Origin of the sequence: Ammoniphilus sp. CFH 90114, from assembly GCF_004123195.1 — a bacterium.
Lineage (GTDB): Bacteria > Bacillota > Bacilli > Aneurinibacillales > RAOX-1 > YIM-78166.
Genome location: NZ_SDLI01000008.1, coordinates 64,482 through 88,993, shown reverse-complemented (window position 1 = coordinate 88,993; position 24,512 = coordinate 64,482). Strand labels below are relative to the sequence as shown.

Sequence of the window (24,512 nt, the reverse complement as noted above, 5' to 3'; positions counted from 1 at the left end):
AGGGGATTAGTATGCATCACCATGACCACCATCACGATCACCATCATGGGCATGGCCATTGTCATCACCATCATGAGATATCACGTGAAGGAAATAAAAAGGGACTTACTATTGCTTTAGTAATAACGACAAGTATTATGTTATTGGAGTTCTTCGGTGGACTTATTACCAATAGTCTGGCCCTATTATCTGATTCCGGACATATGCTTAGTGATGCAAGTTCCTTGGCCTTAAGTTTATTTGCGATATGGTTCGCGTCGAGGCCAGCGTCACCGAACAAAACGTATGGTTATTATCGATTTGAGATTTTAGCGGCCTTATTTAATGGAGTTACCCTTTTTATAATAGCTGGTTTTATCGTATGGGAAGCTTATCATCGTTTCCTTGAGCCTCCAGTCGTAGCGAGTGGGGCGATGATGGCTATCGCAGCGGTAGGATTATTAGCAAATTTACTTAGTGCATGGGCCCTTATGCGTAAGGGGGATGTAAAGAACAATGTGAATCTGCGTAGTGCTTATCTTCACGTATTAGGGGATGCTCTTGGTTCGGTCGGGGCCATTTTAGCTGGTTTTGTTATGTATTTCTTCAGCTGGTACTTGGCAGATCCCATAATTAGCGTTATTGTTTCTATATTAATCTTGCGAAGTGCATGGGGAGTCATCAAGCATACGATTCATATCCTTATGGAAGGTACACCTATCACGGTCGACCAGGCAGAGGTGAAGGAAGCGTTGGAATCCATCGAAGGTGTTTTGGATGTACATGATCTTCACATCTGGACCATTACATCAGGATTAGATTCGTTGAGCTGCCACTTGTTGATTGAAGACGACAAGGATAGTCAGGAGATCTTACAGCAGGCGATTAATAAGATCGAAGAGAGATTTAAAATAATGCACACGACAATCCAAGTGGAGAAATCACAGCTACAACATGCAGAGATGCAAGTGTAACAAGAATAACCATCTGGAGTGAGTAACATGTCTATATCTATAGTAATGGTATTAGTTATCTTAATGTGTATCGGGATGATTGGACTTGCGGTATGGTATATCAATAGTGGATATTCCTATAAGCATACGATTGATCAGACACCAGAAGAAAAGAGTCAGCAGGAGGAACAAAAATAACCGGAGCATTTCCGGTTTTTTTGTTGGAATTGAAAAGGCAATGTAACCGGAGAAACTTCCGCTATTTACACCATGCGAACAAAAACGGTCAAAATAGCGGAACGAATTCCGCCTATTGGTCTCAAAATCTTAAAAATGAGCTACTTTTAAACCATTAACGGAAATTTTTTCGCTTATTTTCGGCTGAAATAGCCCAAACAACCACTTAACGGAAAAATCTCCGCTTATTCCGCCCCTACACAAAACAGGTAGGTGAGAGCCCCCGTCTGGGCTTCCCACCCACAGCCCAGGCAGTTGAGAGCCCCTCCTTGTAGCTTTCTATTGTGAATCCTTTGTGAACGCAAATGTGACCAAAAACAAAACTTTGGTATACCAAATACAAAATACCATTGTATTTTTGTCGCCAGCGTAATAAAATAAAATCAAGAAGAAGATGAGTTCAACGAACGGAGGCGCATGAGCATGCTAAATTATTTCTTTGGTCCTAAAGCTCAAAGATTGGCTCAACAAAAACTTGCTCGCTTAGCTAAAACTTTAAAGTGGTAATTTGATATACCCCTTCCGCTAAAAATATGCTGGAGGGGATTTTTATTACAGAGGATGCCTTGTTAGTGTATAATGGAATTGTTTGGAATTTATATACCATTTATGCTTTAAGGAGGCTCGGATATGAACGTCAAAATATCAACCGAACAGATTTCTTCTATAGCTACGGATTGTTTAATTGTCACCTATTGTGAAGGACAAGATAATGTTAAAGGTTATACGAAAGTTGTAGATGAAGCTCTTGAGCATCGAATCTCCCAGTTGATTGCTGAAAAAGAGATTAAGGGCAAGTTCGGGGAAGTGACGCTCCTACATAATTGGGGAAAGATCCCGGCTAGAAGAACCCTTGTTTTGGGGCTCGGTAAAGAAGAAAAGCTTACGGTACAAAAAGTGCGTGACGCAATGGGGATCGCGGCAAGGCATGCCAAAGCAAAGGGTTTAAAGAATATTACTTTTGGTGTTTCTCATTATTATGTAGAGAAGAACCTCTGGAATCCTGTAGATATTATTCAAGGGGTAGTGGAAGGGGTTAACCTCGGAACGTATCAATTTAATGGTTATAAGCAAAGAGAAGAACGTGAGCAGAAAATGGAGGATTTGGTACTTGTCGTAGACCGCGAGCTCAGACAGGAAGCGATCCAAGCGGGGATTGAGCGAGCAGAAGCAGCTTCTCTTGCAACGAATTTAGCCCGTGATCTCGTGAACGAACCAGGAAACAAAGTAACACCAGCGGTTTTAGCGGAGCGGGCCAAGCGGGTTGCCCATCAGCGGAATTTAGATATTACCATTTTACATAAGAATGACTTGGAAGAGCTAGGGATGGGCGCACTGCTTGGTGTTGGACAAGCTAGTGCAAATGAACCGAAGATGATTGTAATGAAGTATATGGGTGCAGCCGATAACAAGGAGATCATTGGACTAGTAGGGAAGGGTATTACCTTTGATACCGGTGGAATTCAGGTTAAGCCTGACGAAGGTATGGGTGAAATGAAGACAGACATGGCTGGTGCCGCAGCTGTGATTGCAGCAATGGATGCGATTGGGACACTTCGTCCCCACGTGAATATCATTGCCGTAGTACCTACTTGTGAGAACATGATATCAGGAAATAATCTCAAGCCTGGAGATGTGATTACCTCTTTCAGCGGAAAGACCATAGAGATTATCCATACCGATGCAGAGGGACGTTTAATTCTAGCTGATGGTGTGGCTTATGCTAAGCATCTAGGAGCAACTAAGCTCGTTGATGTAGCGACTTTAACAGGAGCTGTGATTACAGCATTGGGATATGAGGCAACCGGATTAATTACCAATCATGAGAGCTGGGCCAATGATGTAAAAGAAGCAGCAAGGATTGCAGGGGAAAAGGTCTGGCAGTTGCCAAACTTTGAAGAATATCAAGAGTATATTGAAAGTGATATTGCTGACATCAAGAATGATGCAGGAAGACCTGCCGGATGTATTCAGGGAGCCATCTTTATCGGGGCTTTTGCTGGTGACACGCCATGGGTGCATTTGGATATTGCAGGAACGGCAACGACGAAGAAGGATAAAGGACATCATCCAGCAGGTGCGACTGGAGTTGCGGTACGAACCTTGCTCCAATTAGCTATTCGATATCACGCAAACTAGAAAGATCATGCAAAACAGCAATATAGCCCTAAGAAAGCGATTTCTTGCGTGAATTTTAACCTTTACAATCATTTCGGGCAGGAGTATTATTGTTTCCAATAAACTTAAAAATTGTCTTTAACGCTGAATCCTTTTTAAGGAGCGGGGGAACCATTTGTGTTGGCAACACTTTTTTTGCTTCACATGGGGTGAATCTTGATTCATGTATCAAGTAGGGTTACTCTCATACCCGAATCCGTCAGCTAACTTCGCAAGCGTACAGAGAGAGGCAACCGTGTCGTGAACCGAATGCACAGTATTTTTGTTCTGTTTCTTTATCTATGGAACAGGACAAGTAAACTTGGGGGATTACTCTAAGTCTACGATGGTGTGCTCGAGAAGCCACGAGAAGAGCGTCCTCTTCCCGTGGTTTTTTATTTTTGAACTTAATGAACAGATCACAAATCCCCATTTTGATGTGCGATCTGTATAACAAACTTGAGAGTGAATGGGGGAGGCTTTCCGATGAATGAGGAAATGAGAAGACAGCTTCAGGAAAGTTTAGGTCAACAAATCGAGATTCAAACCAAGACAAGTGGGAAGATTCGAGGTGTCCTAAGCTGGTTGAGCCCTGATCGTTGTATGGCGGAGATTACGCTGACAACAGGTGAGATTAACACGGTGACGGATGTACAAATAAAGAGCATCCGGAGAATCTAAGGAGATAGTAAACAATGATAATCATTAAGCCAAAGGCAATTCAACCTGGGGACACGATTGGAGTGATTGCTCCTTCGAGCCCGGTTCCCCAGGAGAAAATGAAGAAGTCCTTAAGCATCTTCAAGGAATTCGGTTATCAGCTAAAGCTTGGTCAGACACTTGGACAGGAGTATGGATACCTAGCTGGCAGTGATCCAGTACGAGCCCATGATATCAACCAGATGTTTGCAGATCCTGAAGTGGATGCTATTATGTGCTTGCGTGGAGGATACGGAACGCCTAGAATCTTAGAGATGCTTGACTATGATTTAATTAAGCGAAATCCAAAACCTTTCATCGGCTATAGTGACATTACAGCCTTACATACAGCGATTCATCGCCACACGGGTTTGGTTACCTTTCATGGACCGATGATTGCAGAGCTCGCTGATGAACCCGATTCTCGGACGTGGCCTACTCTTTTCCATCACTTGTCGCAACCCGATCTTGCGATGAGATATCCAACAGACATGTTCCAGTATACGATCAACGAAGGAACAGCAGAGGGGAGACTTGTAGGAGGGAATCTCTGTCTTCTAGTTGCTACGTTAGGTACAGCGTTTGAAGTGGATACGAAAGATAAGATCTTCTTTATTGAAGATATTGGAGAAGAACCTTATTCCATAGACCGGATGTTAACCCAGCTTAGATTAGCAGGAAAACTGCAACAGGCAAAGGGACTTTTGTTTACGGATTTTAGCGAGGCGGAACCGAAGCAGTATGATCCATCTCTGTCCTTAGAACAAGTGCTTCATGATATCATCAAGCCTCTTGGAATTCCTTCGTACTATGGATTGAAGTCTGGTCATTGCCAGCCCAATCTAACTTTGCCTATCGGTGTCCGAGCTCGAATGAACGCGACAGAAGGATGGGTGGAATTCCTAGAAGGAGGTGTGGTTTAAGGTGTATAAGATCTTACTCGCAACGGATGGTTCTGAACATGCTAATCGGGCAGTAGAACAGACCTTGTTTCTCGCAGGGAGTATTCCTCAATCAGAAGTGACTTTAATCCATGTAAGCTCGAAGATCCCTCCACGGGAGAAATTATTTGAATCGAATTTTAATGTGCTAAGTATTCTTGAAGATCAGGCGCATGATGCGCTAAAGCAGACAGAGAAACAATTCCAAGAGCAAGGGATTGATTATCGCTTGGAAGTTGCATGGGGAGATCCTGCTTCAGAAATCGTGAACCAAGCTAAACGGGAAGGCTCTCAAGTCATTATTATCGGAAGCAGAGGTTTAGGAAGATTGTCTGAAGTCATCATGGGGAGTGTAAGTCAGAGAGTACTACACGAAGCTCATTGTCCCGTCATGATTGTAAAATAAGAGGCTGTCCCTAAGATTGGGTAAACCAACACGGGGATCAGCTTCTTATTTTTTTCGATACTTTAACTTAAAGAAGTCTACTTTATAGAATATAAAATGGCCCACTCGGGTCATTTTATATTTGTAAAGAATGAGGTACGATAGATTATGGTATCAAGCCATCATAGAAAGGACTTTTTATATGTACAAGCTATTATTATCGAGTCTATTCGTATTTACGTTATTAGTAGGTTGTAACCAAGCTCCACCTGAACCGGAAATTCCTCAACCCATCACGGTCGAGTTCCAAGTACAACCGGAACCTGTAAAGGCAGGGGAGATTACCACGATACAAGTATTCGTTAAGCAAGGCGAAGAATGGGTGGATGATGCCCAAGAGGTGGAATTTGAGATTTGGAAGGACGGTCAGGAAAAGCATGATATGGTTCAGGCCCAATATCAGGGCGATGGGCTTTACTCTTTCCAAGAAAGATTTCATGAACCCGGCACTTATTATGTAATGTATCATGTAACGGCAAGAGATATGCACGAGATGAAGGCGATGGAAGTGGTGGTAACGGGAGAAGAGAAGCCAGAGCAGCAAGCTCAACAGCAAGCTGAAGATCATCACCATGATCATGGGGTAAACATTCACTTTATAGGTGATAAGGAGGCCAAAGCTAATCAGCCACAAACTTTTCTAGCTCACATTCAGAAGGACGGGACTCCGTTGGATGGAGCTGTAGTGCGGTTTGAATACTGGCAGGTCAATGATTCTAAGCACATCTACGCCGATGCGATGGAGCAAAAGCCAGGAGAGTATGCGGCCGAGGTTATCCTTCCGATAAGCGGGGAGTATCGAGTAGTAACTCATGTGGAAAAAGAGGAATTACATGAGCACAAGGAGAATAGCCTGCTCTTAAATTAGAGCCCCAAAAACATCAGCGCGAGAGAAACGTGCTGATGTTTTTTGTTTATGAATAAAATGTTTTTAAAAATAATAAAAATATTGACATAATGCTCTATTCGAAATAAAATAAAACACATAACCAGTTATTGAAATGGTATTTCAAATATTGAAACGGTCTTGGGGTGAAAAACAGATGAACCAAAGTGTAATTAAAGCTTTAAGCTTACTTGATTTATTTTCACCGGATAAAACTGAACTATCCCTCGCTGAGATCGCGAAGCTCTCTGAATTGACAAAACCGACTGCCTATCGCTTACTAAGTTCTTTGGAGACATGTGGTTTCGTTTCCAAGGTGAAGTATTCAGAACAGGACATAAGGTACCGTCTCGGTCTGAAGTTGCTTGAACTAGGGAATATGGTCTTAGAGCAATCCGAGTTGCGGAAAGTAGCTTTACCATTTATGAAGCAATTAGCAGAATCTATGGATGAGGCTGTTCACTTAGTCGTAGTTGATGGAGAAGAAGCAGTTTACATTGAGAAGGTTGATAGTAAGCAGCCCATTCGATTATTTACCAGTGTAGGAAAAAGATCACCGCTCCACCTCGGTTCTGCTTCGAAGCTATTATTGGCCTATATGAACAATCCACAGAAGGAACAACTTATTGAAAATATGGAGTTCGTTTCCATGACGCCAAATAGCATTACTTCAGCAGAGCGATTGAAGGAAGAGTTAGACAAGATTCTTCAAAATGGCTATTCCATTAGTGATGGTGAGCAGACCCTAGAGACGATAGGATTATCTCTCCCGATTAAGGATCATACCGGAGCTGTCGTTGCTTCACTCACGATTAGCGGAATGAAATCTCGCTTTAATAAGGAGCGTATGCCTATTTTGCTAGAGGAAACGGAGAAAGCTGCAGATCTCATATCAAGAGATTTAGGCTATATAAAAGGAAGGTAAAAGATTTACATCATAACTAAAGTTGAGGTGAAAAGGGATTGAATAGAAATGCTAGACATTGGAAACTAATTATTACTTTCTTTGGGGTCATGCTTTCTTTGTTCGTGCTGTATACTGCTATTTTTGGTTCACTGGTAGCTATGAAACAGCGTGCTATTGTTCTTTTGTTTTCGTTAGTGCTTTGCTTTATTCTTTTTCCTGCTAGTAAGAAGAAAAATAGCGATCGCTTATCATTTTTAGACATTGGGCTTGCTGTTATTTCCTTCATCGTAACCGCTTACGTCATTGTTTCTTTTGACGCGTTGATTACACGGATGGGAATGCCTAACCAAATGGATTTGATTATGGGTGCCTTAGCGGTCCTTCTGATCCTTGAAGCTACCAGGAGAACGATTGGATGGGAATTATCTCTTATTACTCTCGTAGTCCTTCTTTACGGGTTGTTTGGAAATTATATTCCTGGTGTATTTAATCACCGTGGGTATTCGTTTGACCGAGTGATAAACCAAATGTACTTAACAACCGAAGGAATCTTCGGTGTGCCTCTTGGGGTAGCGGCAACTTTCGTATTTTTGTTTGTTTTGTTTGGAGCATTCCTTGATAAATCTGGTGCAGGGAAGTTCTTTATAGATCTAGCTATTAGTCTTGCTGGTAGAAGCAAGGGAGGACCTGCAAAGATCGCCATTTTTGCAAGCGGTTTTATGGGGACGATTTCTGGAAGTTCCATTGCAAATGTTGTAGGGACGGGAACCTTTACCATACCCTTAATGAAAAGAGTAGGGTACAAACCTCATTTTGCAGGTGCGGTAGAGGCTGCGGCTTCGACCGGAGGACAGATCACGCCACCCATTATGGGAGCAGCGGCTTTCATCATGGCCGAGCTTACGGGCCTTCCCTATATGGATATTGCGATGGCAGCCATTTTGCCTGCATTGCTTTATTACATAAGCTTGTACATGAATGTTCACTTTGAAGCCTCAAGGACAGGTCTGGAAGGAATGGCGAAGGAAGACATTCCTAATGTTAAACAAACCTTACTAACGGGTGGGCAATTTATTCTTCCACTAGTTATGGTGGTTGCGGTCTTGGCGGCTGGTTCAAGCCCAACAAAGGCAGCATACGTTGCTATCTTCAGCTTAATTGCCGTCAGTATGATTAGGGCTTCTACTAGAATGGGGATTAAAAAGATATTTGAGGCCTGTAAGGAAGGCGCAGAATTATCCATTAGTATTATTACGGCTACCGCATGTGCTGGGATGATCGTTGGAACTGTATCTCTTACAGGGTTAGGCTTGAAGTTTACAGACTTCATTATTTCAATTGCTGATGGACATTTGTTCTTAGGGTTATTTTTAAGTATGATCGCTTCCATTATTCTAGGGATGTCGTTACCGACGACAGCGACCTATATCGTGTTATCCGTTCTTACCGCTCCAGCTTTAGTACAGCTGGGTATCCCGTTAATCGCAGCACATATGTTCATTCTATATTTTGGAGTATTTGCTGATATTACTCCACCGGTTGCCCTCGCTTCCTATGCAGGAGCAGGTATAGCCAATGCTTCCCCGATGAAGACCGGTATGACAACAATGAAAATCGCAATTATCGGCTTTATCGTTCCTTATATGTTTGTTTATTTCCCATCTTTACTATGGGTAGGGGAAACAAGTGATATTGTCATTGCTACAATAACTGCCATACTTGCTGTTATTGCTTTAGCCGCTGCCATCCAAGGCTATCTACTGCGAATCACTACCAAAGTGGAACGTCTCATTCTTCTGCTTTCCGGTGCATGCTTACTAACTCCGGAACACGTGACTGATGTGGTTGGAGCTATCGCTTTAGTATCGATCTTTGTATGGCAATGGAAAACGTCCAAACAGACAACGCAGATTAACATAGAGCAAGCAAACTAAACAGTCTAGGGGGATTATGAAGATGATGAAGATGTGGAAAAAAGGAATGGTACTATCTACGATTGTCGCACTTACTATGCTAGGTACTGCTTGTGGAGGTGGTGGAAACCAACAGGCTTCCAGCACTACAGAAGGCGCAAAACCAGCTGAAACTGCAAAGCCTGCAGAAAGCTCATCTGGTGGGACTAAACAAGCAATCTCTATCGTAACAGGAGGAACGAGCGGCACCTACTATCCACTTGGTGGAGGAATTGGAAAAGCTCTGAATGATGCAGGCATTGGTGTAAATGCTAGTGTTGAGTCAACAGGGGGCTCTAATGAGAATGTTCGTTTATTAGGACAAGAGAACGCTGAAATTGGATTTACGGAAACGGGTATTGCTTACTATGGCTATGAAGGGATCGAAATGTTTAAAGATTCCAAATTTGAAAACCTTCGCGGGATTACATCTCTCTATGCTAACTTGATGCAAACTGTAGTTATGAAAAATTCTGGTATTCAATCCTATGCCGATCTCAAAGGAAAAACAGTAGCCGTAGGGATTCAAGGAAGCTCTTCCGCACTTAATATGGAATTAGTCCTTGCTGAGTATGGGTTGTCTTTACAGGATATCAAACCACAATTTGTTGGTTATTCTGAAGGGGTTAACATGTTGAAAGACGGCCAAATTGACGCAGTAATGATTGATTCTGGTATTCCAAACTCTGCGGTAATTGATATTACAGCCCAGCATGAAGTTGTTATTCTTCCAATTGATGAAGATAAAGTCAAGTCACTCGTTTCAAAGTATCCTTATTTCTCGAACACCGTCATCATTCCTAAGGGAACCTATAAGGGCATTGATGTAGACATTCCGACAGCCGGTGCAAAGGTTATGTTAGCAACCCATGCAGGATTGTCTGAAGAATTGGTTTACACATTAACAAAAACGATCTTCGAAAAGAAAGCAGAAATCACCGCTGTTCACCCTAAAGGCGACAGCATTGAGTTGAACAGCGCTATGGATGGTATGCCGATTCCGTTGCATCCAGGTGCGGAGAAGTACCTAAAAGAAAAAGGTGCTATAAAATAACATATATAATGGGGAGATGCACGGGATCCAATCCGTGCTTCTCTTCTCAATAGAGAAAGAGGTGCTTTAAGCATGGGAGAGATAGTACTTACAGGCTCGGTTCCTGGCCCAAGATCTGAGCAGCTTAAGATTGAGCGTGAGCAGGCTGTACCACAAGCTTTAGCGAATACGACTTCGATCTTTGCCAAGAAAGCTGATGGGGCTTTACTCACCGATATAGACGGGAACACCTATATTGATTTTGCTGGTGCCATTGGTGCCTTGAACGTGGGGCATAGACCGCCTAAAGTAGTAGAATCCGTTAAAGAACAGTTAGATTCTTTTATACATACCAGCTTTCATGTTGTCATGTACGAATCTTATATCAAGCTCGCTCAACAATTGAATGAGCTAGTACCAGGAAGCAGTCCGAAGAAAACGGCGTTATTTAATAGTGGAGCAGAAGGCGTAGAAAATGCGGTAAAAATCGCTCGCTACTATACGGGAAGAAGAGGAATTGTATCCTTCGATCGAGGGTTTCATGGACGAACTCATTTAACCATGACCCTAACAAGTAAAGTGAAACCTTATAAATTCGGGTTTGGGCCACTAGCTACGGATACGTATCGGATGCCATATCCCTACTACTACCGTGAAGAGAATCCTAGACCAGAAGCCGATCGTGAAGCTCTTCGACAATTTGAACGTCTATTTAGTATGGAGATTGCACCGGAAGATATTGCAGCTGTCATTATGGAGCCGGTTCAGGGGGAAGGCGGGTTCGTTATCCCTTCGAAGGAGTTTGTACAGGGAGTAAAGCGGATCTGTGAAGAACATGGTATTTTGTTTATTGCGGATGAGATCCAAACGGGGTTCGGACGAACTGGAAAAATGTTTGCTGTTGAGCATTTCGATATTGAGCCTGATCTCATCGTTATGTCAAAATCTTTAGCAGCAGGTGTTCCATTGAGTGCTGTTACGGGTCGTGCGGATATTATGGATTCGCTAAAGAAAAAGGAGCTTGGCGGTACGCTGGGGGGAAGCCCTCTCGCTTGTGCAGCGGCTCTGGCTGTTATTGAAATGATGAAAGAGGAAAATTTGTTAGACCGTGCTCAGGTCATCGGTCGAAGAATTAGTGAAAACCTAGAGAGGCTTGCGGATACTTGTCCTTCCATTGGAGAAGTGCGCAGCTTGGGTGCCATGTGTGCTGTTGAGTTTGTTCGGGATCGTTCTACGAAGGAACCGGATGCTGAATTACCGCAACGAATTGCGAAGATGTGCTTGGAGCGTGGACTCATCGTTCTCACTGCAGGTTGGTATGGCAATGTGATACGTTTCCTTACACCGCTCGTCATTACAGATGAGCAGCTAGAAGAAGGTCTTCAGATATTTAACGATGTGGTCCAGGAATGTGAGAAGGGAGTGTTCGTGAAGTGAGAATGTCAGGTGGTAAAGCAATTGTTGAGGTAATGGTAGCAGAAGGGGTCGAAAGCGTATTTTGCGTACCAGGGGAAAGCTACTTAGGTGTCTTGGATGCGCTATATGATACGAATGTTCGAGTGATCTCGGCCCGTCATGAAGGCGGGGCATCCTTTATGGCAGAAGGCTATGCCAAGATGTCTGGAAAAGTTGGGGTATGTATGGCGACCCGAGGCGTAGGTTCCGCTAACCTATCTATTGGTATTCATACCGCTTACCAGGATTCTACCCCTATGGTCGTACTAATTGGTCAGGTAGAGCGTCCGTTTAAGTCGAGAGAAGCTTTCCAAGAAGTAGATTTGGCTGGTTATTATAGTCACATTGCAAAATGGGCCGTAGAAATCGATGATGCCAACCGCATCCCAGAGATCATGCACCGCGCTTTTGCTGTAGCTCAATCAGGTAGACCGGGACCTGTAGTCGTTGGTCTTCCTCATGATATGTTAGAGGATGTTGTCGATATTCAAGTTCGTAAGCCGTATTCTATTTCGGTACCGGGTGTGGATGCAGCGTTGGTGAAACAATCACTTGAATTGCTTGCATCAGCAGAAAGACCTGTTTTGATCGCCGGTGGTGGAGTCACTCTTTCCGGTTCTACTTCAGAGCTCGTTCAGTTTGCAGAAAAATTTAATATCCCGGTTGTTACGGCTTTCCGTCGATTTGATGCTTTCCCTAATCAACATCCGAACTATATCGGATGGTTAGGTTTTGGTCCGTGTAAGGCAACCTTGGATGCGATCAAGGAAGCTGATGTTATCCTAGCATTAGGGACGAGATTCTCTCAAGTGAGTACGCAAGACTATGAGCTTCTTCGTGAGGATACCAAGTTGATTCATGTCGACATTTCCTCGAATGAAATTGGAAAAGTCTATGCACCTGAAGTTGCGATTGTGTCTGATGCCAAAGCCTTTTTAGTGGAGGCGTTAAAGCATGAAGGTGCGGTCGTTCCAGAGAGCCGTGTAGAGAGAATTGCAAAAGCACGAGATCATTATGAGACGTTTGCTACAGCGAGACCTTATTATAATGAAGAATATACGGATATGGAAGGGGTCATCCATGATCTTATTCCTCGTGTTCCCGAAAACACGGTGATTACAAGTGATGCGGGTAATTTCTTCGGCTGGGTATGTCGTTTCTATCCTTTCAAAAAGGAGAAATCCTATATTGGACCTACTTCAGGTGCGATGGGTTACGGACTTCCTGGGGCCATTGGGGCTAAGATTGCAAGCCCTGATAGTACCGTCATTGCCTTCGCGGGAGATGGGGGTTTCATGATGACGATGCAGGAGCTTGAAACGGCAGCACGTTATAACGTACCGGTCATCACAATTGTAGTGAACAACAATATGTACGGAACCATTCGAGCACATCAAGAGAAGCATTTTCCTGGTCGAGTAGTGGCCACGGAACTCAGCAATCCAGATTATGCAGCGCTAGCTCGTTTGTTTGGTTGTCATGGTGAAACCGTGAAGAGTAACGCAGAATTCGTTCCTGCTTTGCAACGGGCGATAGATAGCGGCAAACCAGCCTTAATCGAGGTTCAAACCGATCCTAATATTCTATCCGTTAGCCAAGTTGTTCGATAATAAAGTACAAGTTTGCAGCCCTGGGATTGTTTTCCTGGGGCTGCTTTTTAGTATTAGATATGTCTTCCAGTAACTGAAGGCGAATTATCCGGATAGTTGGAGGAGTAACTCATCGATTTTATCCAATTGGTTAAAATATGGAAAAACATCAAAGGTGGAATCCATTGTGTTCACTGTATTTTGGCAATCTATTTTACTTGGTATGGTCGGTGTACTATTTCTTCGAATAGGTGGTCGTAAATCGATCGCGTTAATGACACCTGCACAAGTGGCCATTATGATAACGATCGGATCGATTCTTGGTTCCGAGGTAGCTGGAAAGGGGTTAGCTCAATCCATATTAGCCACAGGAACCTTTATTGCTTTTTTAGCCTTAGTAGAATGGGTTTCTATGAAATGGAATAATGCAGAGTTGGTTATTAAAGGGAAATCTATTCCAGTTATCTCGGAAGGGAAGATTCTTGTTCATAACTTAAAGTCGCTTCGTTTAACGGTAGATGACTTAGAAAAAAGAATGAGGCTTGTAGGATTATCAAGCTTCAAGGACATCAAGTCAGGAACCATCGAAGACAATGGGGAGTTTGGTTATGAACTTATGCCCCATGCCCAACCGGTAACCAAGGGAGAATTAGAGGAGCTATTGAAGGCGAACTTCCCCTTTGCTGTCATCCCACCAGGGGCCTCACAGGAAAGTATCTTCGAAGAGGTAATACAAGATGGTCATACACAGGAAATACCTAAACATCTATCATGAGACCTGGAGTGAACCGGGTCTTTTTTTTTTATGCCTGGTCGTGGATTTCTCGGGTAACCGGAGGATTTTCCGTTATTTTGGTAATTGGGCAAAAAAGGGCTAAAATAAGCGGAATATGTTCCGCGATTTGATGTGAAGTAGCCATATTTCTTCGTTTTTAGGTGAATAGGCGGAATTTCTCCTGCTATTTCAAACAAAAAACGATCAAGTTTAAGAATAACCGGAATTTCTTCCGTTATGAAGGATAGGCTACTACTCACTCCATCTAGCAAAAAAAACATCTACTCCGTAAGAGTAGATGTAAGTCAAAATTTAATTAGTATTTAACTTTCTTCATTAAACCACAACGGATCGTCATTATCCTCTTCTCCATTATAGTTAATTAGAATTTCTTCCCCGGCTTTGATATCGCGGTAGGCAAAGAAGTCGAATGTGTGATTATCAAAGTTAATATCGTACCTCGCATTAGGCTCATAAGAATGGTTAAAAAGCATGCCATATCCAAGAAGAAAGGCTGTATGATTGGCGCCATACTCAAATGCGTAGTCAGCAAGGAGTGTTTTCTCGATGTGGATGTGCTCCTCATTCGGATACGCTATGACGGGAGCTTCGTGGAGCAGCTCACCTTCTTTGATATCCCGTGTTGCAAATACTCCTCTATTGAATGCTCCGTTGCTCAGTGTGGAAGTTCTTACTTCAACCATGTTTACCACCTATTCGTTTGAAATGATCATAGTTGTTAGGATAGCATGTGTAGGAAGCATCTTCAACTCCTGATATGCTCAGAACCCGGATTTGTTGGTATTTTCCAGTAAAATGCACCCAACTGATCATAATAGTCATTCTTAAATGAATGCAAATGGTGTATGATAGAATTGATCAGCTAATTAAAAGTGAAGGATGGGGATTGATGAACAAGCTCCTGCTAAAGTTGGAAGGTTTGACGGTGGTGATTACCTGCATCTACTTTTACGCCCATCACGATTATAGCTGGTTGACCTTTTTCCTACTGCTGCTTGTACCGGATCTATCTATGCTAGGTTATTTGTTTGGAAAGAATGCTGGAGCTATCGCATATAATATTTTTCATACATACCTGTGGCCTATGGCTTTCATTTTGATAAGTCTGGCTGTTGGGATAGAAGCTTTATTAATGTACGGATTCATCTGGGGAGCTCATATTGGAATGGATCGCATGTTAGGTTACGGTTTGAAGTACCCGACGGATTTCAAGGATACTCATCTTCAGAGAGTATAAGGGAGGAAGAGCGGATATGGAGTTATGGGAAGCTATTAAAGGAAGAAGATCGATTGGGAAGATGAAGACGGATATGCCGCCAAGAGAATCAATTGAGAAAATGCTGGAAGCGGCAAATTGGGCCCCAAGCCATTTTCGAACGGAGCCTTGGAAATTTTTCGTGCTGACAGGCGCTGCAAGAGAACGGTTGGGGGAAGCGATGGCTACCATTCTACGTGACTCGCTAAACTCAGCAGACCCGACAGAAATAGAAGAACGCTTAAATAGACAAAGAAACAATCCCTTGCGTGCACCCATTATTATTGCAGTGGCTTCACGATCTTCGGATGATGCTAGAGTGATTGAGGTAGAACAGATTGAGGCCGTCGCTTGTGCCGTGCAAAATATGATGCTGGCAGGTCATGAGCTTGGCCTGGGTACGATCTGGAGAACGGGCGGAATTACGTATGAACCTAAGTTGAAGGAATTCTTCGGATTGGAACAGGGAGAGCATCTTTTAGGTTTTGTCTACGTAGGTTACCCAGATCAGGTGATAAAGCCAGGAATGCGCAAGCCGATCTCTCTGAAGACGGTTTGGTTAGAGAACTAGGAGATAGATAAGGAGAAAGGGCATTCCCTAAGCTGTGGGGATGCCTTTCTCTTTTTACCTTCACCTATTCCGTTCTTTTCGCCATTCTCTCTTGTGGCCGAGGGGCAGTTTGTCCGTTCGGCTTTAGGGGAGAGTGTGCGGCTTTTGCTTTTGGATCTTCAATTTCACGGTCACCAGGGAAGTGGTTATCCTTGTTTCGCACCATTTTTTTCACTCCTTAAATAGATGATCCTTCTATAAATTTCCCGGTTTTGAATGGTTTATCCGTTAACAGGGATCCCACCGTTGGGATGAAGCATCTGTCCCGTCATATAAGAGGAGTCATTAGAAGCTAAGAAGACATAGCACGGAGCCACTTCTGCTGGTTGTCCAGCTCGTTTCATGGTCGTGTCCATACCGAATTTTGCTACTTCCTGTTCGGTGAACGTGGAAGGAATTAGAGGCGTCCAAATTGGACCAGGGGCCACTCCATTCACACGAATCCCCGAAGGAGCAAGCTGCAAAGCGAGGGACCTGGTAAAAGCAACGATGGCTCCCTTTGTCGCGGAGTAGTCAATGAGTTGTTCGTTTCCCTTATAAGCTGTTACAGACGCCGTGTTGATAATCGAACTGCCTTGCTTGAAGTGGGGCAGGGCAGCCTTTGTAAAATGGAAAAAGGAGTACACATTCGTTCGAAAGGTTTTCTCCAATTGTTCGGTCGTGATATGCAAAATGCTTTTTTGCGGATGTTGTTCCGCAGCGTTATTAACCAATATATCCAGCCCGCCAAGCTCTTGAACGGTCTGCTCCACCACTTGACGGCAGAATGCTTCTTGCCTAATATCACCTGCAAACAGAATACAGCGCCTTCCCAAGCTTTCGACTTGCTGCTTCGTTTCTTCCGCATCTCCCGTCTCATTAAGATAAACAATTGCGAGATCGGCTCCTTCCAACGCAAAAGCATAGGCAACGGCACGGCCAATTCCACTGTCCCCACCTGTAATGATAGCTACTTTATTATGAAGCTTTCCATTGCCATTGGCCCCTGGCTGAGCGGACACGGGGCGAGGATTCATGACGGCCTCAATCCCTGGCTGCTGATTCTGATGCTGGGGAGGGAAGCCGTTTGTTCCGATTGTATGGGTCACGAAGAATCGACTCCTTTAACGTGTATTTATTTACACTTTAAAGGATGCCCCATTCTCCTTTTCTTTTCCCAATATAGCTTCTTTCATGATATTCTTTTTTAAGAGTTGTAAGAAACAGATAGCTTCTTCGTCTAAATAAATAGATAACAACCCCATGGCAACAAAATAGCCAACTCATTGGGGGGAGGTAACAAATATGGATGATTTTGAACGATTGTTTCAAGAGAATTTCCACTCCATATATCACTATGTGTACTATATGGTAGGGAATAAAGCCGACGCTGAAGACATTACCCAAGAGGTCTTTATGAAAGTAGCCTCCTCGTACCATCAGTTTCGAGGGGACAGCTCCATCTCGACTTGGATATACACCATTGCTAGAAGGACGGTCATTGATTTTACAAGACAAAAGAAAACAAAGAAATTCATGACCTTCTGGAAAAATCATATTCCTGAAGATTATGAGGCGGCAGATGACTTTGACTTACCTGAGGAGATCCTACAGAAAAAGGAGCAAAAGGACTCGATCTATAAGATGCTCATGCATTTGCCAGAGAAGATGAGATCGGTTATTTATCTTAGATTTATTAAGGGGCTTTCTGTTCAAGAAACGGCCTTGTATTTGGATATATCGCCTAATCAAGTGAGCGTAACACAGAACCGAGCATTAGCTAAGTTGAGAACATTGGTCACTACGGAAAATTGGGTAAAGGAGGAGATCCGATGAGACAAGAATCTGCCGAAAAGAAGATTATCGAATCGTTACAACAGTATACGTCTCCTGGACCCGATCCGGCCTTTGAAGCCCGTTTGAAAGCCGAATTTTTGCAAGAGGCTAGGGAGACGAGTAGAAAAAGAAAATTTTTTCGTAGAGTAGCTTGGTCTGGGACGATAGCTGCATCTTTGCTGGTTGGGGTGATGGCTTATCAAAATGACCTTATAGGTTGGATTAACAACCAAGACAACCATATGGCAAATATTGATCCGTCTGAAACGATGCCTAATCAGACCCTGACTATGCAGATGGATTCTTGGGAAACGATTGATACGAATCAACTAGAGTTGTTGGACCAAGATTATGAGGGGAGACATAACCTAGCCTTATATACAACTCCTGATAGAAAGAAACTTTATGCTGTAATAGAAAATCGGGGAGTCCTTCTCTATGAAACGGAGAAAACTCAGATTATCACGTCACAAAGCTATCCTTTCCCGAATCAGCAAGGCCAATTCTACATTTGGTTCTTAGAAGATGAAGTGCTTGTACCTGACAAAGAGATAAAGAGAGACGCTCACGTCCTACTCTTCAAGGCGGATGGAACCTTTGCTGAGGTGGCGAATCTTCCTCAACCTGGTTATGATACGACCCATACCATGGAGTGGTCTCCTGCTGGGAACCAGGCTTATCTAGCAATGGAGAACCGAGGGGAATGGATAGTGGGACAGTTGTTAGAAGACGAGCTAACCTTTAAGCCTTTGTATGGTCAGATCACGAAACAATCGAATGAAGTGAGCACTGATATTCCAGAACAGAGGGCAAACTGGGAGGTGGCGTGGGTCAGTGATGAGGAGCTATTAGTTTATAACCCTGGCAGTCACGCTTTTTATGGAGTGAATACGCAAAACCAGAGCGCTTGGGAGTATAGAGAAATATTGCTTCCTAAGTTCAGCAAAGGGCAGTACGTGAAGGACATTTCAGTTCCAGTCAATGAGAATCCTAGGGTGGCTATCGTAAAGGTAGGAAGTCCTGTCTTTGATGTTTCATTCCATGGCACGGAAAAACTCTATGCTGTCCATCTTGATCAGGGCGAATTCTTGCCTGTTGATAACTTAGTGGCGCAATCCAAGAGTCGCCTCTATGATCAGTATCATTTTAATGGACCTAATCAGGGAGAAAAGCAATTGATAGGCTCCGTCTATACCGTTGATCAGAAGACCTTTGGAATGCGGTTTGGGATTTACCATTTGCCAACCAACCAGTATGAGTCCTTTTTCGAAACAGACTTTAATGAGCCAGTTGCCCTTGATGGTCAAACGAAGCTTTCCCCAGATGGGAAGTTAGCTGCCTTTCGTGTACATGGGTTCCCTCCTGAGTCTGTAGCGAAGATGTACCTTTATGTGGTGGACCTGGAATCAGGCAAGGAAGTGATTCCTCCAATAGAAAAAGAGTACATTGGCTCCTATGAATTCCAGCAGGATGGGACGTTGAAGGTTGATGATGAGATTATTCCTCTTAAAAAATAGAAAGTGGCTCTTCCCGATGCTGGCAGTCATGCTGGCATCGGTTGCTTATTTTGGTTATACCAGTTGGAAGATCGTCAATACGTGGAAAACATCTGAGGGCGTTAAAAGCGATTGTCTTATTGTTCTTGGAGCTGCCGTTTGGAATGGCAAACCGAGTCCTGCTATGAGAGAGCGACTAGATGTCGCGATCGAGCTATATCAGAATGGGATGGCCCCGCGAATCATTGTTTCCGGTGGGGTAGGACGGGGAGAATACTCTGAGGCTGAGGTGATGAGGGACTACCTAGCAAAACAGGGAGTGCCTCAAGAAGATGTACTGATAGAAGATCGCTCTACGAGTACGTGGGAGAATCTTACATTTAGTCAAGACGTGATGAAGAATCATGGACTGAAGTCGTCTATTATCGTTACGCACGGTTTTCATACGTATCGAGCCCTAATGATGGCACGTGATATAGGGATAAAAGCAAGTGCCGAACCGGTCATGCTAACTCCATTGAATGTCGTGTATTATACGCTTCGGGAGTGTTTGGCACTTGCTGAATATACCTTAAAGGGCCGTTGGTTTGCTGGTGGCAGGTATGAGATCAGCTTTCTGAACCGTGAACAGGCTGCGACTCGATAGTACACCAAAAAGAGCGAAGGCTAGGACGATTCCCATAATAGATAAGGAAACCGATGCACCTGTATAAACAATGGTCTGACTGAACAGACCAATGAGGCAGACTCGTAGTCCCATGCCTACGGCATTGAAGAAGCTGTTGACCCGACCAATCAGATGGTTCGGTACAGTTTCCATTAGAATGGTATTCCTTGCCACCCGAGCTCCTGCATTTCCCCAGCCTAAAGCAATCTTGAGGAAAAGGAATAGACTAACCACTGGGATCCAGGCAGTAATAAGCGTTCCTATCGTGAACACGGCAACCGTAATGGCGACAGCGCGATAGGAGCCTAATTTATTAATAAGGATAGGAAGGGTAAACCCTGCGAGAACCGCTCCAATGGCATAAACCATGTCAGATAGGCCCATCACACTAGCATCCGCTTGAAGTATCTTGGAGATATAAACAGGAAATAAGTAATTCCCCACCATGACTCCGATAAACGGCATAAGCGAACAGATGAAAAAGAGGGTAAATAAGGGCTTATCCTTTAGATAGAGGAACCCTTCCTTCATATTGTTCCATACGGTAGACTTCTCTCTAGCAGCCCCAGATTGGTGTTGAATATAAGGAATAGAGAGGATAAGGAAATAACCGATAATATAAGTGGCAGCATCAAGCATGAGCAGATACGATAAGTTGATTTTATCAATAAGTAAACTAGCTAGCCCTCCGGCAACCATGGAGGCGGTTTGGTTTTGGATTTCCATGACACTATTAAGTGATTGATATTGAGACTTCTCAAAGATCTCCTGAGTAAAAGCAAATTGAGTAGGATAGTGTAAAGAATAGTATAAAGAGCCGGCTGCGTAGATCGAGATCAATTGCCAGGTTTCGAAGTGCCCAGAGAAAAATCCCCAAAAAGCCAGGGTAGCAATCACGGTAAAACCAAAGATCTCACTAAAGAGCAGCATCTGCTTACGTGGGAAACGATCGATTAACGTCCCGATATAAGGAGAAGCGAAAAACAAGAGTAAAGTCATACTCAGCGCCGCATAGCCGAAGAGCTGCTCTCCACCTTCTCGATTGACCAACAACCAAGGAATCGTAATCATGGTAATACCAGACCCAATAGAGGAAAAGATATTAGCAGTAAGTAAGCTGTAAAGTCGTCTATCTTTTAGAATTCTACTCATAAAAGCCATCTTCTTTCTTCGTGAAATAATTTCTTATTTGTAACTATTATAATTATAATTAAATGGGAAATCAACCCTTTTTTATGTAGAGTAAAAAAAGTCTCTAGGATTTACCCCTAGACTTCTCCGGAACATAAATGTACAATGAATGGTTGTATATTGTTAAAAAAATTCATTCTCACTCAAGGAGATTTTATAATGAATACTACCAATTCAAGGTTGCTACCGGAGATCGATCGCCGAAGAACTTTCGCGATTATTTCTCACCCGGATGCAGGGAAAACGACCCTGACGGAAAAACTTTTACTTTTTGGAGGAGCTATTCGGCTAGCAGGTGCTGTGAAGGGGCGTAAATCTCAGAAGACTGCAACTTCCGACTGGATGGAAATTGAGAAGCAGCGTGGAATCTCGGTTACATCCAGTGCGATGCAATTTACGTACAAGGACATTAAAGTTAATATTCTTGATACCCCAGGTCACCAAGACTTCAGTGAAGATACGTACCGAACCTTAACAGCAGCCGACTGTGCCGTGATGTTGATTGACGCGGCGAAAGGGGTAGAGGCTCAGACGAAAAAGCTCTTTGCCGTTTGTCGCATGAGAGGAATTCCGATCTTTACGTTTGTGAACAAGATGGACCGTGAGGGACGCGAGCCTCTTGATTTGTTAGAAGAACTTGAAGAAGTATTGGGCATCCGTTCGTGCCCGATGAACTGGCCGATTGGCATGGGTCAGGATTTCAAGGGAATCTATGACCGTAACGAAAACGAAGTCGTTCTCTACAAGCATGGACATTACTATGAAAAAGATGAAGTGGAAGTCATTGATGGAAATAAAGATGCTCTGATTAACCTTCTAGGCGAATCTCTTTACCAAAAAGTCATGGATGATATCGAACTGCTAGATGTAGCGGGAGATCCTTTCGATATGGAACGAGTTCAAAAAGGGGAATTAACGCCTGTTTATTTCGGAAGTGCCATTAATAACTTTGGGGTTCAGACCTTCTTGGATCATTTCCTAACCTTAGCGCCAACTCCAGGCCCACGCAAAAGTGAGAAAGGTCCCGTAGAGCCGAATCGTGCTCAGTTTTCAGGATATGTATTTAAAATCCAAGCCAACATGAACCCAGCTCACCGTGATCGAATCGCGTTCCTTCGCATCTGCTCGGGTCACTTCGAGCGTGGAATGGCCGTAAATCACGTACGAACAGGGAAAACGATTAAATTATCTCAGCCTCAGCAATTTTTTGCTCAAGAGCGTGAGATCATTGAGGAAGCTTATCCGGGAGATATTATTGGATTGTATGATCCGGGTCTCTTTCAAATTGGAGACACTTTGTGTGTAGGAGAAAGCTTTACCTTCGATGAGATGCCTCACTTTGCTCCAGAGCATTTCTCTAAGGTAACGGTTAAGGATGCTATGAAATACAAGCAGTTTCATAAAGGGGTCGATCAGCTTACGGAAGAAGGGGCTATCCAGGTGTTTAGAACCCATGGGACGGGGATCGACGAGATGATCCTTGGCGTAGTTGGGGTCCTACAGTATGAAGTGTTTGAGCATCGGATGAAAGCGGAGTATGGTGTAGATATTCAACTGCATCGCTTAGGCTACGAATTGGCTCGTTGGGTCGATGGACCAAAGGATGTTGTGAACAAGTTTGTCAGTGGAACCAATGTCATTGTAAAAGATAAGCAAGACCGATTTGTTGCTCTATTTCAGAATGAATTCGGATTGCGCTGGGCTCAAGAAAAATATCCCGATATCCGGTTGGTTGATAGTCCATCTAAGCTGTAGTGATCTAGCACCTAGGGGAGCCTGGGTGCTTTCTCATCTTTTTTTTATACTTTTTTTAAAAAAAAACGAAACTTCTTCCTTTGATAATTCGTATTAATACATATTAGTAAATATTTAAGTTTAAAAATTAGAGTATTCTTATATAAAAGGAGTCGAAAAATAGAATGAAAGGAACTAAGACTACACCGGATAAAGATACGCTTAAAGGTTTTTTGAGTGCAGGCAAGACTGTGGATTGGATTTCCGAGAAGTGGAATGTCACGCCACAAACCGTGCGAGCTTGGTTTTCTAAATTCAACTTAAGCCTGCCGAAGAAACAGACGATCAAGACAGGATATAATCGCAAGAGAAAGGTAGAACAGAAGAGCTGCCCCGTATGTCAAGAGACACAGCTAGTGAATTACCTTATGGCCGAGAAACACTGGTATTGCTTGCAATGTGACACCGAGTTCGACCGTGATAATGTGATCTACGTGTATGATGATAGGGGAGAATTAGTAGAAGTGATTGCAAACACACCAGATATCTGGGAAGGATTAAGTATTACGAAGACGAAGAAGAATTTGATTCGTACGGTCACTGTTTAGATCAGCATGGATAAGGTAAACTTTACACAAATATTACTCCCACATTTGAAGACAAGCCTATGCCTGTCGAGAATTCCTCATGGATTTTCAGACGGCATAGGCTATTATTCGTTAGATCTCAAAAGAAGCTTCAGTTATTTTCTCAATGCCTTCCTGCGCGACAAGCTCGTTCATCAACCCTTTTAAGGCTTGATCTTTATTTTTCGCCTCAACCATAACGTCGAGCGCATCGGTATGCTTGCTGGCCAGCTGTAAAAAAGGAAGTAGGTCATGGAGATTGACTAGATCGGCATGACTTCGAAGAGCCGCAGAGGATTCCGTCCCTCTTGGACTAGAGACATGGATCTTGGGAGGAAGACCGGAGTCCTTCCACGTAGCAAAAATATCAGGCAGGATAGAGGAGAGATCCTGATGCTCATGGTTGCATCGATGATGATGAATATCGAGGACCATGGGAATGTTCAGTGCTTGGCAAGCTTCCAGGGTTTCATGAGCAGTAAACGTTTTATCATCATTTTCAAAGGTCAGTCTCTTCTGAATAACCTCAGGTACCTGACTCCAATTATCAATCAGCCGCTTAAGGGACTTCTGCTTATCTTGATAAGCCCCTCCCATATGAATATTAAACTTCATCTTTTCATCCATTCCCATCGCTTGAGATTGTTGAAGGTGATATTGTAAATCCTGAATCGATTTTTCCACGATATCTTCCTTTGGACTGTTTAAATTTACAAAATGATCAGGGTGAAAACCCACCCGCATTTTATGCTTACGGACAAATTCTCCAATCTGGGCAAACTCCTCGGCTAGATCTTCAGCGAAGTTCCAGCCCGCAGCCGCTTCATGGGTGGCTAAAGGAATCAGCTTTGAAGTGAATCGATAAACCATAATCTCCTCACCTAGATTATAACGAAGTAACCGGAGTTGATTTTTGAGATTTTCTTTAGATAAAATACGCAGTCTTGATATGTAATACTTAGGGTCGACCTTCTGCAGGTTTTTCCAAGTGATCGTCTTATTTGGGGAACTGTCCTTGACTTCCAGAGATAAGGCAACATAGCCTAAACGAACTCGCAACTTACATCCTCCTCCTCACGCTCACTGTCT

At 43.4% G+C, this 24,512-nt stretch carries 25 protein-coding genes and 1 riboswitch; of the genes, 20 read left to right on the top strand and 5 right to left on the bottom strand.

Annotation, left to right across the window (positions count from 1 at the left end; translation table 11 throughout):
* Nucleotides 1–11: 11 nt before the first annotated feature.
* The 13 genes from EIZ39_RS17780 (at nt 12) to EIZ39_RS17720 (ending at nt 14,008) form a co-directional block, all read left to right on the top strand.
* Entirely contained in the window at nt 12–953 is a 942-nt protein-coding gene (locus EIZ39_RS17780) for a cation diffusion facilitator family transporter (protein ID WP_129201438.1), read from the top strand.
* Between the two features lie 27 nt (nt 954–980).
* Nucleotides 981–1,130, top strand: coding sequence for a YtzI protein (gene ytzI, locus EIZ39_RS17775; RefSeq protein ID WP_129201437.1), 150 nt, complete (start codon nt 981–983; stop codon nt 1,128–1,130).
* A 669-nt stretch (nt 1,131–1,799) separates the two neighbouring features.
* Nucleotides 1,800–3,308, top strand: a complete 1,509-nt coding sequence (locus EIZ39_RS17770; protein WP_129201436.1) for a leucyl aminopeptidase — start codon at nt 1,800–1,802, stop codon at nt 3,306–3,308.
* A 111-nt stretch (nt 3,309–3,419) separates the two neighbouring features.
* Nucleotides 3,420–3,581, top strand: a riboswitch (cyclic di-AMP (ydaO/yuaA leader).
* Between the two features lie 231 nt (nt 3,582–3,812).
* The gene (locus tag EIZ39_RS17765; protein ID WP_129201435.1) at nt 3,813–4,007 is read left to right on the top strand and encodes a hypothetical protein; all 195 of its coding nucleotides are present in this window, start codon (nt 3,813–3,815) and stop codon (nt 4,005–4,007) included.
* A 14-nt stretch (nt 4,008–4,021) separates the two neighbouring features.
* Complete coding sequence (locus tag EIZ39_RS17760) at nt 4,022–4,948, top strand: LD-carboxypeptidase (protein ID WP_205668580.1); 927 nt, start codon at nt 4,022–4,024, stop codon at nt 4,946–4,948.
* Between the two features lies 1 nt (nt 4,949).
* A complete protein-coding gene (locus EIZ39_RS17755) occupies nt 4,950–5,372 on the top strand; it encodes a universal stress protein (RefSeq protein WP_164985158.1) in 423 nt (140 codons plus the stop codon).
* A 181-nt stretch (nt 5,373–5,553) separates the two neighbouring features.
* Complete coding sequence (locus tag EIZ39_RS17750) at nt 5,554–6,279, top strand: FixH family protein (protein ID WP_164985157.1); 726 nt, start codon at nt 5,554–5,556, stop codon at nt 6,277–6,279.
* A gap of 175 nt (nt 6,280–6,454) precedes the next feature.
* The gene (locus EIZ39_RS17745) at nt 6,455–7,222 is read left to right on the top strand and encodes an IclR family transcriptional regulator (RefSeq protein ID WP_129201432.1); all 768 of its coding nucleotides are present in this window, start codon (nt 6,455–6,457) and stop codon (nt 7,220–7,222) included.
* A 38-nt stretch (nt 7,223–7,260) separates the two neighbouring features.
* The gene (locus EIZ39_RS17740; RefSeq protein ID WP_129201431.1) at nt 7,261–9,138 is read left to right on the top strand and encodes a TRAP transporter permease; all 1,878 of its coding nucleotides are present in this window, start codon (nt 7,261–7,263) and stop codon (nt 9,136–9,138) included.
* Between the two features lie 22 nt (nt 9,139–9,160).
* Nucleotides 9,161–10,210, top strand: coding sequence for a TAXI family TRAP transporter solute-binding subunit (locus tag EIZ39_RS17735; RefSeq protein WP_164985156.1), 1,050 nt, complete (start codon nt 9,161–9,163; stop codon nt 10,208–10,210).
* A 72-nt stretch (nt 10,211–10,282) separates the two neighbouring features.
* Nucleotides 10,283–11,626, top strand: coding sequence for a 4-aminobutyrate--2-oxoglutarate transaminase (gene gabT, locus EIZ39_RS17730; protein ID WP_129201429.1), 1,344 nt, complete (start codon nt 10,283–10,285; stop codon nt 11,624–11,626).
* 2 nt (nt 11,627–11,628) lie between these two features.
* Nucleotides 11,629–13,254, top strand: a complete 1,626-nt coding sequence (locus tag EIZ39_RS17725; protein WP_129201583.1) for a thiamine pyrophosphate-dependent enzyme — start codon at nt 11,629–11,631, stop codon at nt 13,252–13,254.
* A 166-nt stretch (nt 13,255–13,420) separates the two neighbouring features.
* Nucleotides 13,421–14,008, top strand: a complete 588-nt coding sequence (locus EIZ39_RS17720; RefSeq protein ID WP_129201428.1) for a DUF421 domain-containing protein — start codon at nt 13,421–13,423, stop codon at nt 14,006–14,008.
* Between the two features lie 323 nt (nt 14,009–14,331).
* Here the strand turns inward: EIZ39_RS17720 and EIZ39_RS17715 are convergent, their stop codons facing one another.
* A complete protein-coding gene (locus EIZ39_RS17715) occupies nt 14,332–14,712 on the bottom strand; it encodes an SET domain-containing protein (protein WP_129201427.1) in 381 nt (126 codons plus the stop codon).
* A gap of 206 nt (nt 14,713–14,918) precedes the next feature.
* On the opposite strand from EIZ39_RS17715, the gene EIZ39_RS17710 reads away from it, so the two are divergent.
* Nucleotides 14,919–15,266 (top strand): DUF4260 domain-containing protein, encoded by a 348-nt coding sequence (locus tag EIZ39_RS17710; protein WP_129201426.1) that lies wholly within the window; start codon nt 14,919–14,921, stop codon nt 15,264–15,266.
* Nucleotides 15,267–15,282: 16 nt separating this feature from the next.
* Nucleotides 15,283–15,855: a nitroreductase family protein gene (locus EIZ39_RS17705; RefSeq protein WP_129201425.1), complete on the top strand. Its 573-nt coding sequence runs from the start codon at nt 15,283–15,285 to the stop codon at nt 15,853–15,855.
* A gap of 64 nt (nt 15,856–15,919) precedes the next feature.
* Here the strand turns inward: EIZ39_RS17705 and sspK are convergent, their stop codons facing one another.
* Together sspK and EIZ39_RS17695 are read right to left on the bottom strand one after the other, a co-directional pair.
* Entirely contained in the window at nt 15,920–16,060 is a 141-nt protein-coding gene (gene sspK, locus EIZ39_RS17700; protein WP_129201424.1) for a small acid-soluble spore protein K, read from the bottom strand.
* A 55-nt stretch (nt 16,061–16,115) separates the two neighbouring features.
* On the bottom strand, nt 16,116–16,982 hold the full coding sequence (locus EIZ39_RS17695) for an SDR family oxidoreductase (RefSeq protein WP_240675859.1): 867 nt from the start codon (nt 16,980–16,982) through the stop codon (nt 16,116–16,118).
* A gap of 196 nt (nt 16,983–17,178) precedes the next feature.
* On the opposite strand from EIZ39_RS17695, the gene EIZ39_RS17690 reads away from it, so the two are divergent.
* From EIZ39_RS17690 to EIZ39_RS17680, 3 genes are read left to right on the top strand one after another with little or no spacing between them, the layout of a single operon-like run.
* Nucleotides 17,179–17,709 carry an RNA polymerase sigma factor gene (locus tag EIZ39_RS17690; protein WP_129201423.1) on the top strand — a complete coding sequence of 177 codons (531 nt, stop codon included), beginning with the start codon at nt 17,179–17,181 and terminating at the stop codon, nt 17,707–17,709.
* Entirely contained in the window at nt 17,706–19,226 is a 1,521-nt protein-coding gene (locus EIZ39_RS17685; protein WP_129201422.1) for a hypothetical protein, read from the top strand. Before EIZ39_RS17690 ends, EIZ39_RS17685 begins: the two co-directional genes overlap by 4 nt.
* Complete coding sequence (locus tag EIZ39_RS17680; protein WP_129201421.1) at nt 19,198–19,851, top strand: YdcF family protein; 654 nt, start codon at nt 19,198–19,200, stop codon at nt 19,849–19,851. The genes EIZ39_RS17685 and EIZ39_RS17680 overlap by 29 nt, the downstream gene beginning before the upstream one ends.
* Here EIZ39_RS17680 and EIZ39_RS17675 read toward each other — a convergent pair.
* Complete coding sequence (locus EIZ39_RS17675) at nt 19,777–21,024, bottom strand: MFS transporter (protein WP_164985155.1); 1,248 nt, start codon at nt 21,022–21,024, stop codon at nt 19,777–19,779. The genes EIZ39_RS17680 and EIZ39_RS17675 overlap by 75 nt on opposite strands.
* A gap of 198 nt (nt 21,025–21,222) precedes the next feature.
* On the opposite strand from EIZ39_RS17675, the gene EIZ39_RS17670 reads away from it, so the two are divergent.
* Complete coding sequence (locus tag EIZ39_RS17670; RefSeq protein ID WP_129201419.1) at nt 21,223–22,818, top strand: peptide chain release factor 3; 1,596 nt, start codon at nt 21,223–21,225, stop codon at nt 22,816–22,818.
* Between the two features lie 164 nt (nt 22,819–22,982).
* On the top strand, nt 22,983–23,405 hold the full coding sequence (locus tag EIZ39_RS17665) for a hypothetical protein (RefSeq protein WP_129201418.1): 423 nt from the start codon (nt 22,983–22,985) through the stop codon (nt 23,403–23,405).
* Between the two features lie 111 nt (nt 23,406–23,516).
* On the opposite strand, the gene uvsE is transcribed toward EIZ39_RS17665, so the two are convergent.
* Complete coding sequence (uvsE, locus tag EIZ39_RS17660) at nt 23,517–24,482, bottom strand: UV DNA damage repair endonuclease UvsE (protein WP_129201417.1); 966 nt, start codon at nt 24,480–24,482, stop codon at nt 23,517–23,519.
* Nucleotides 24,483–24,512 lie beyond the last annotated feature (30 nt).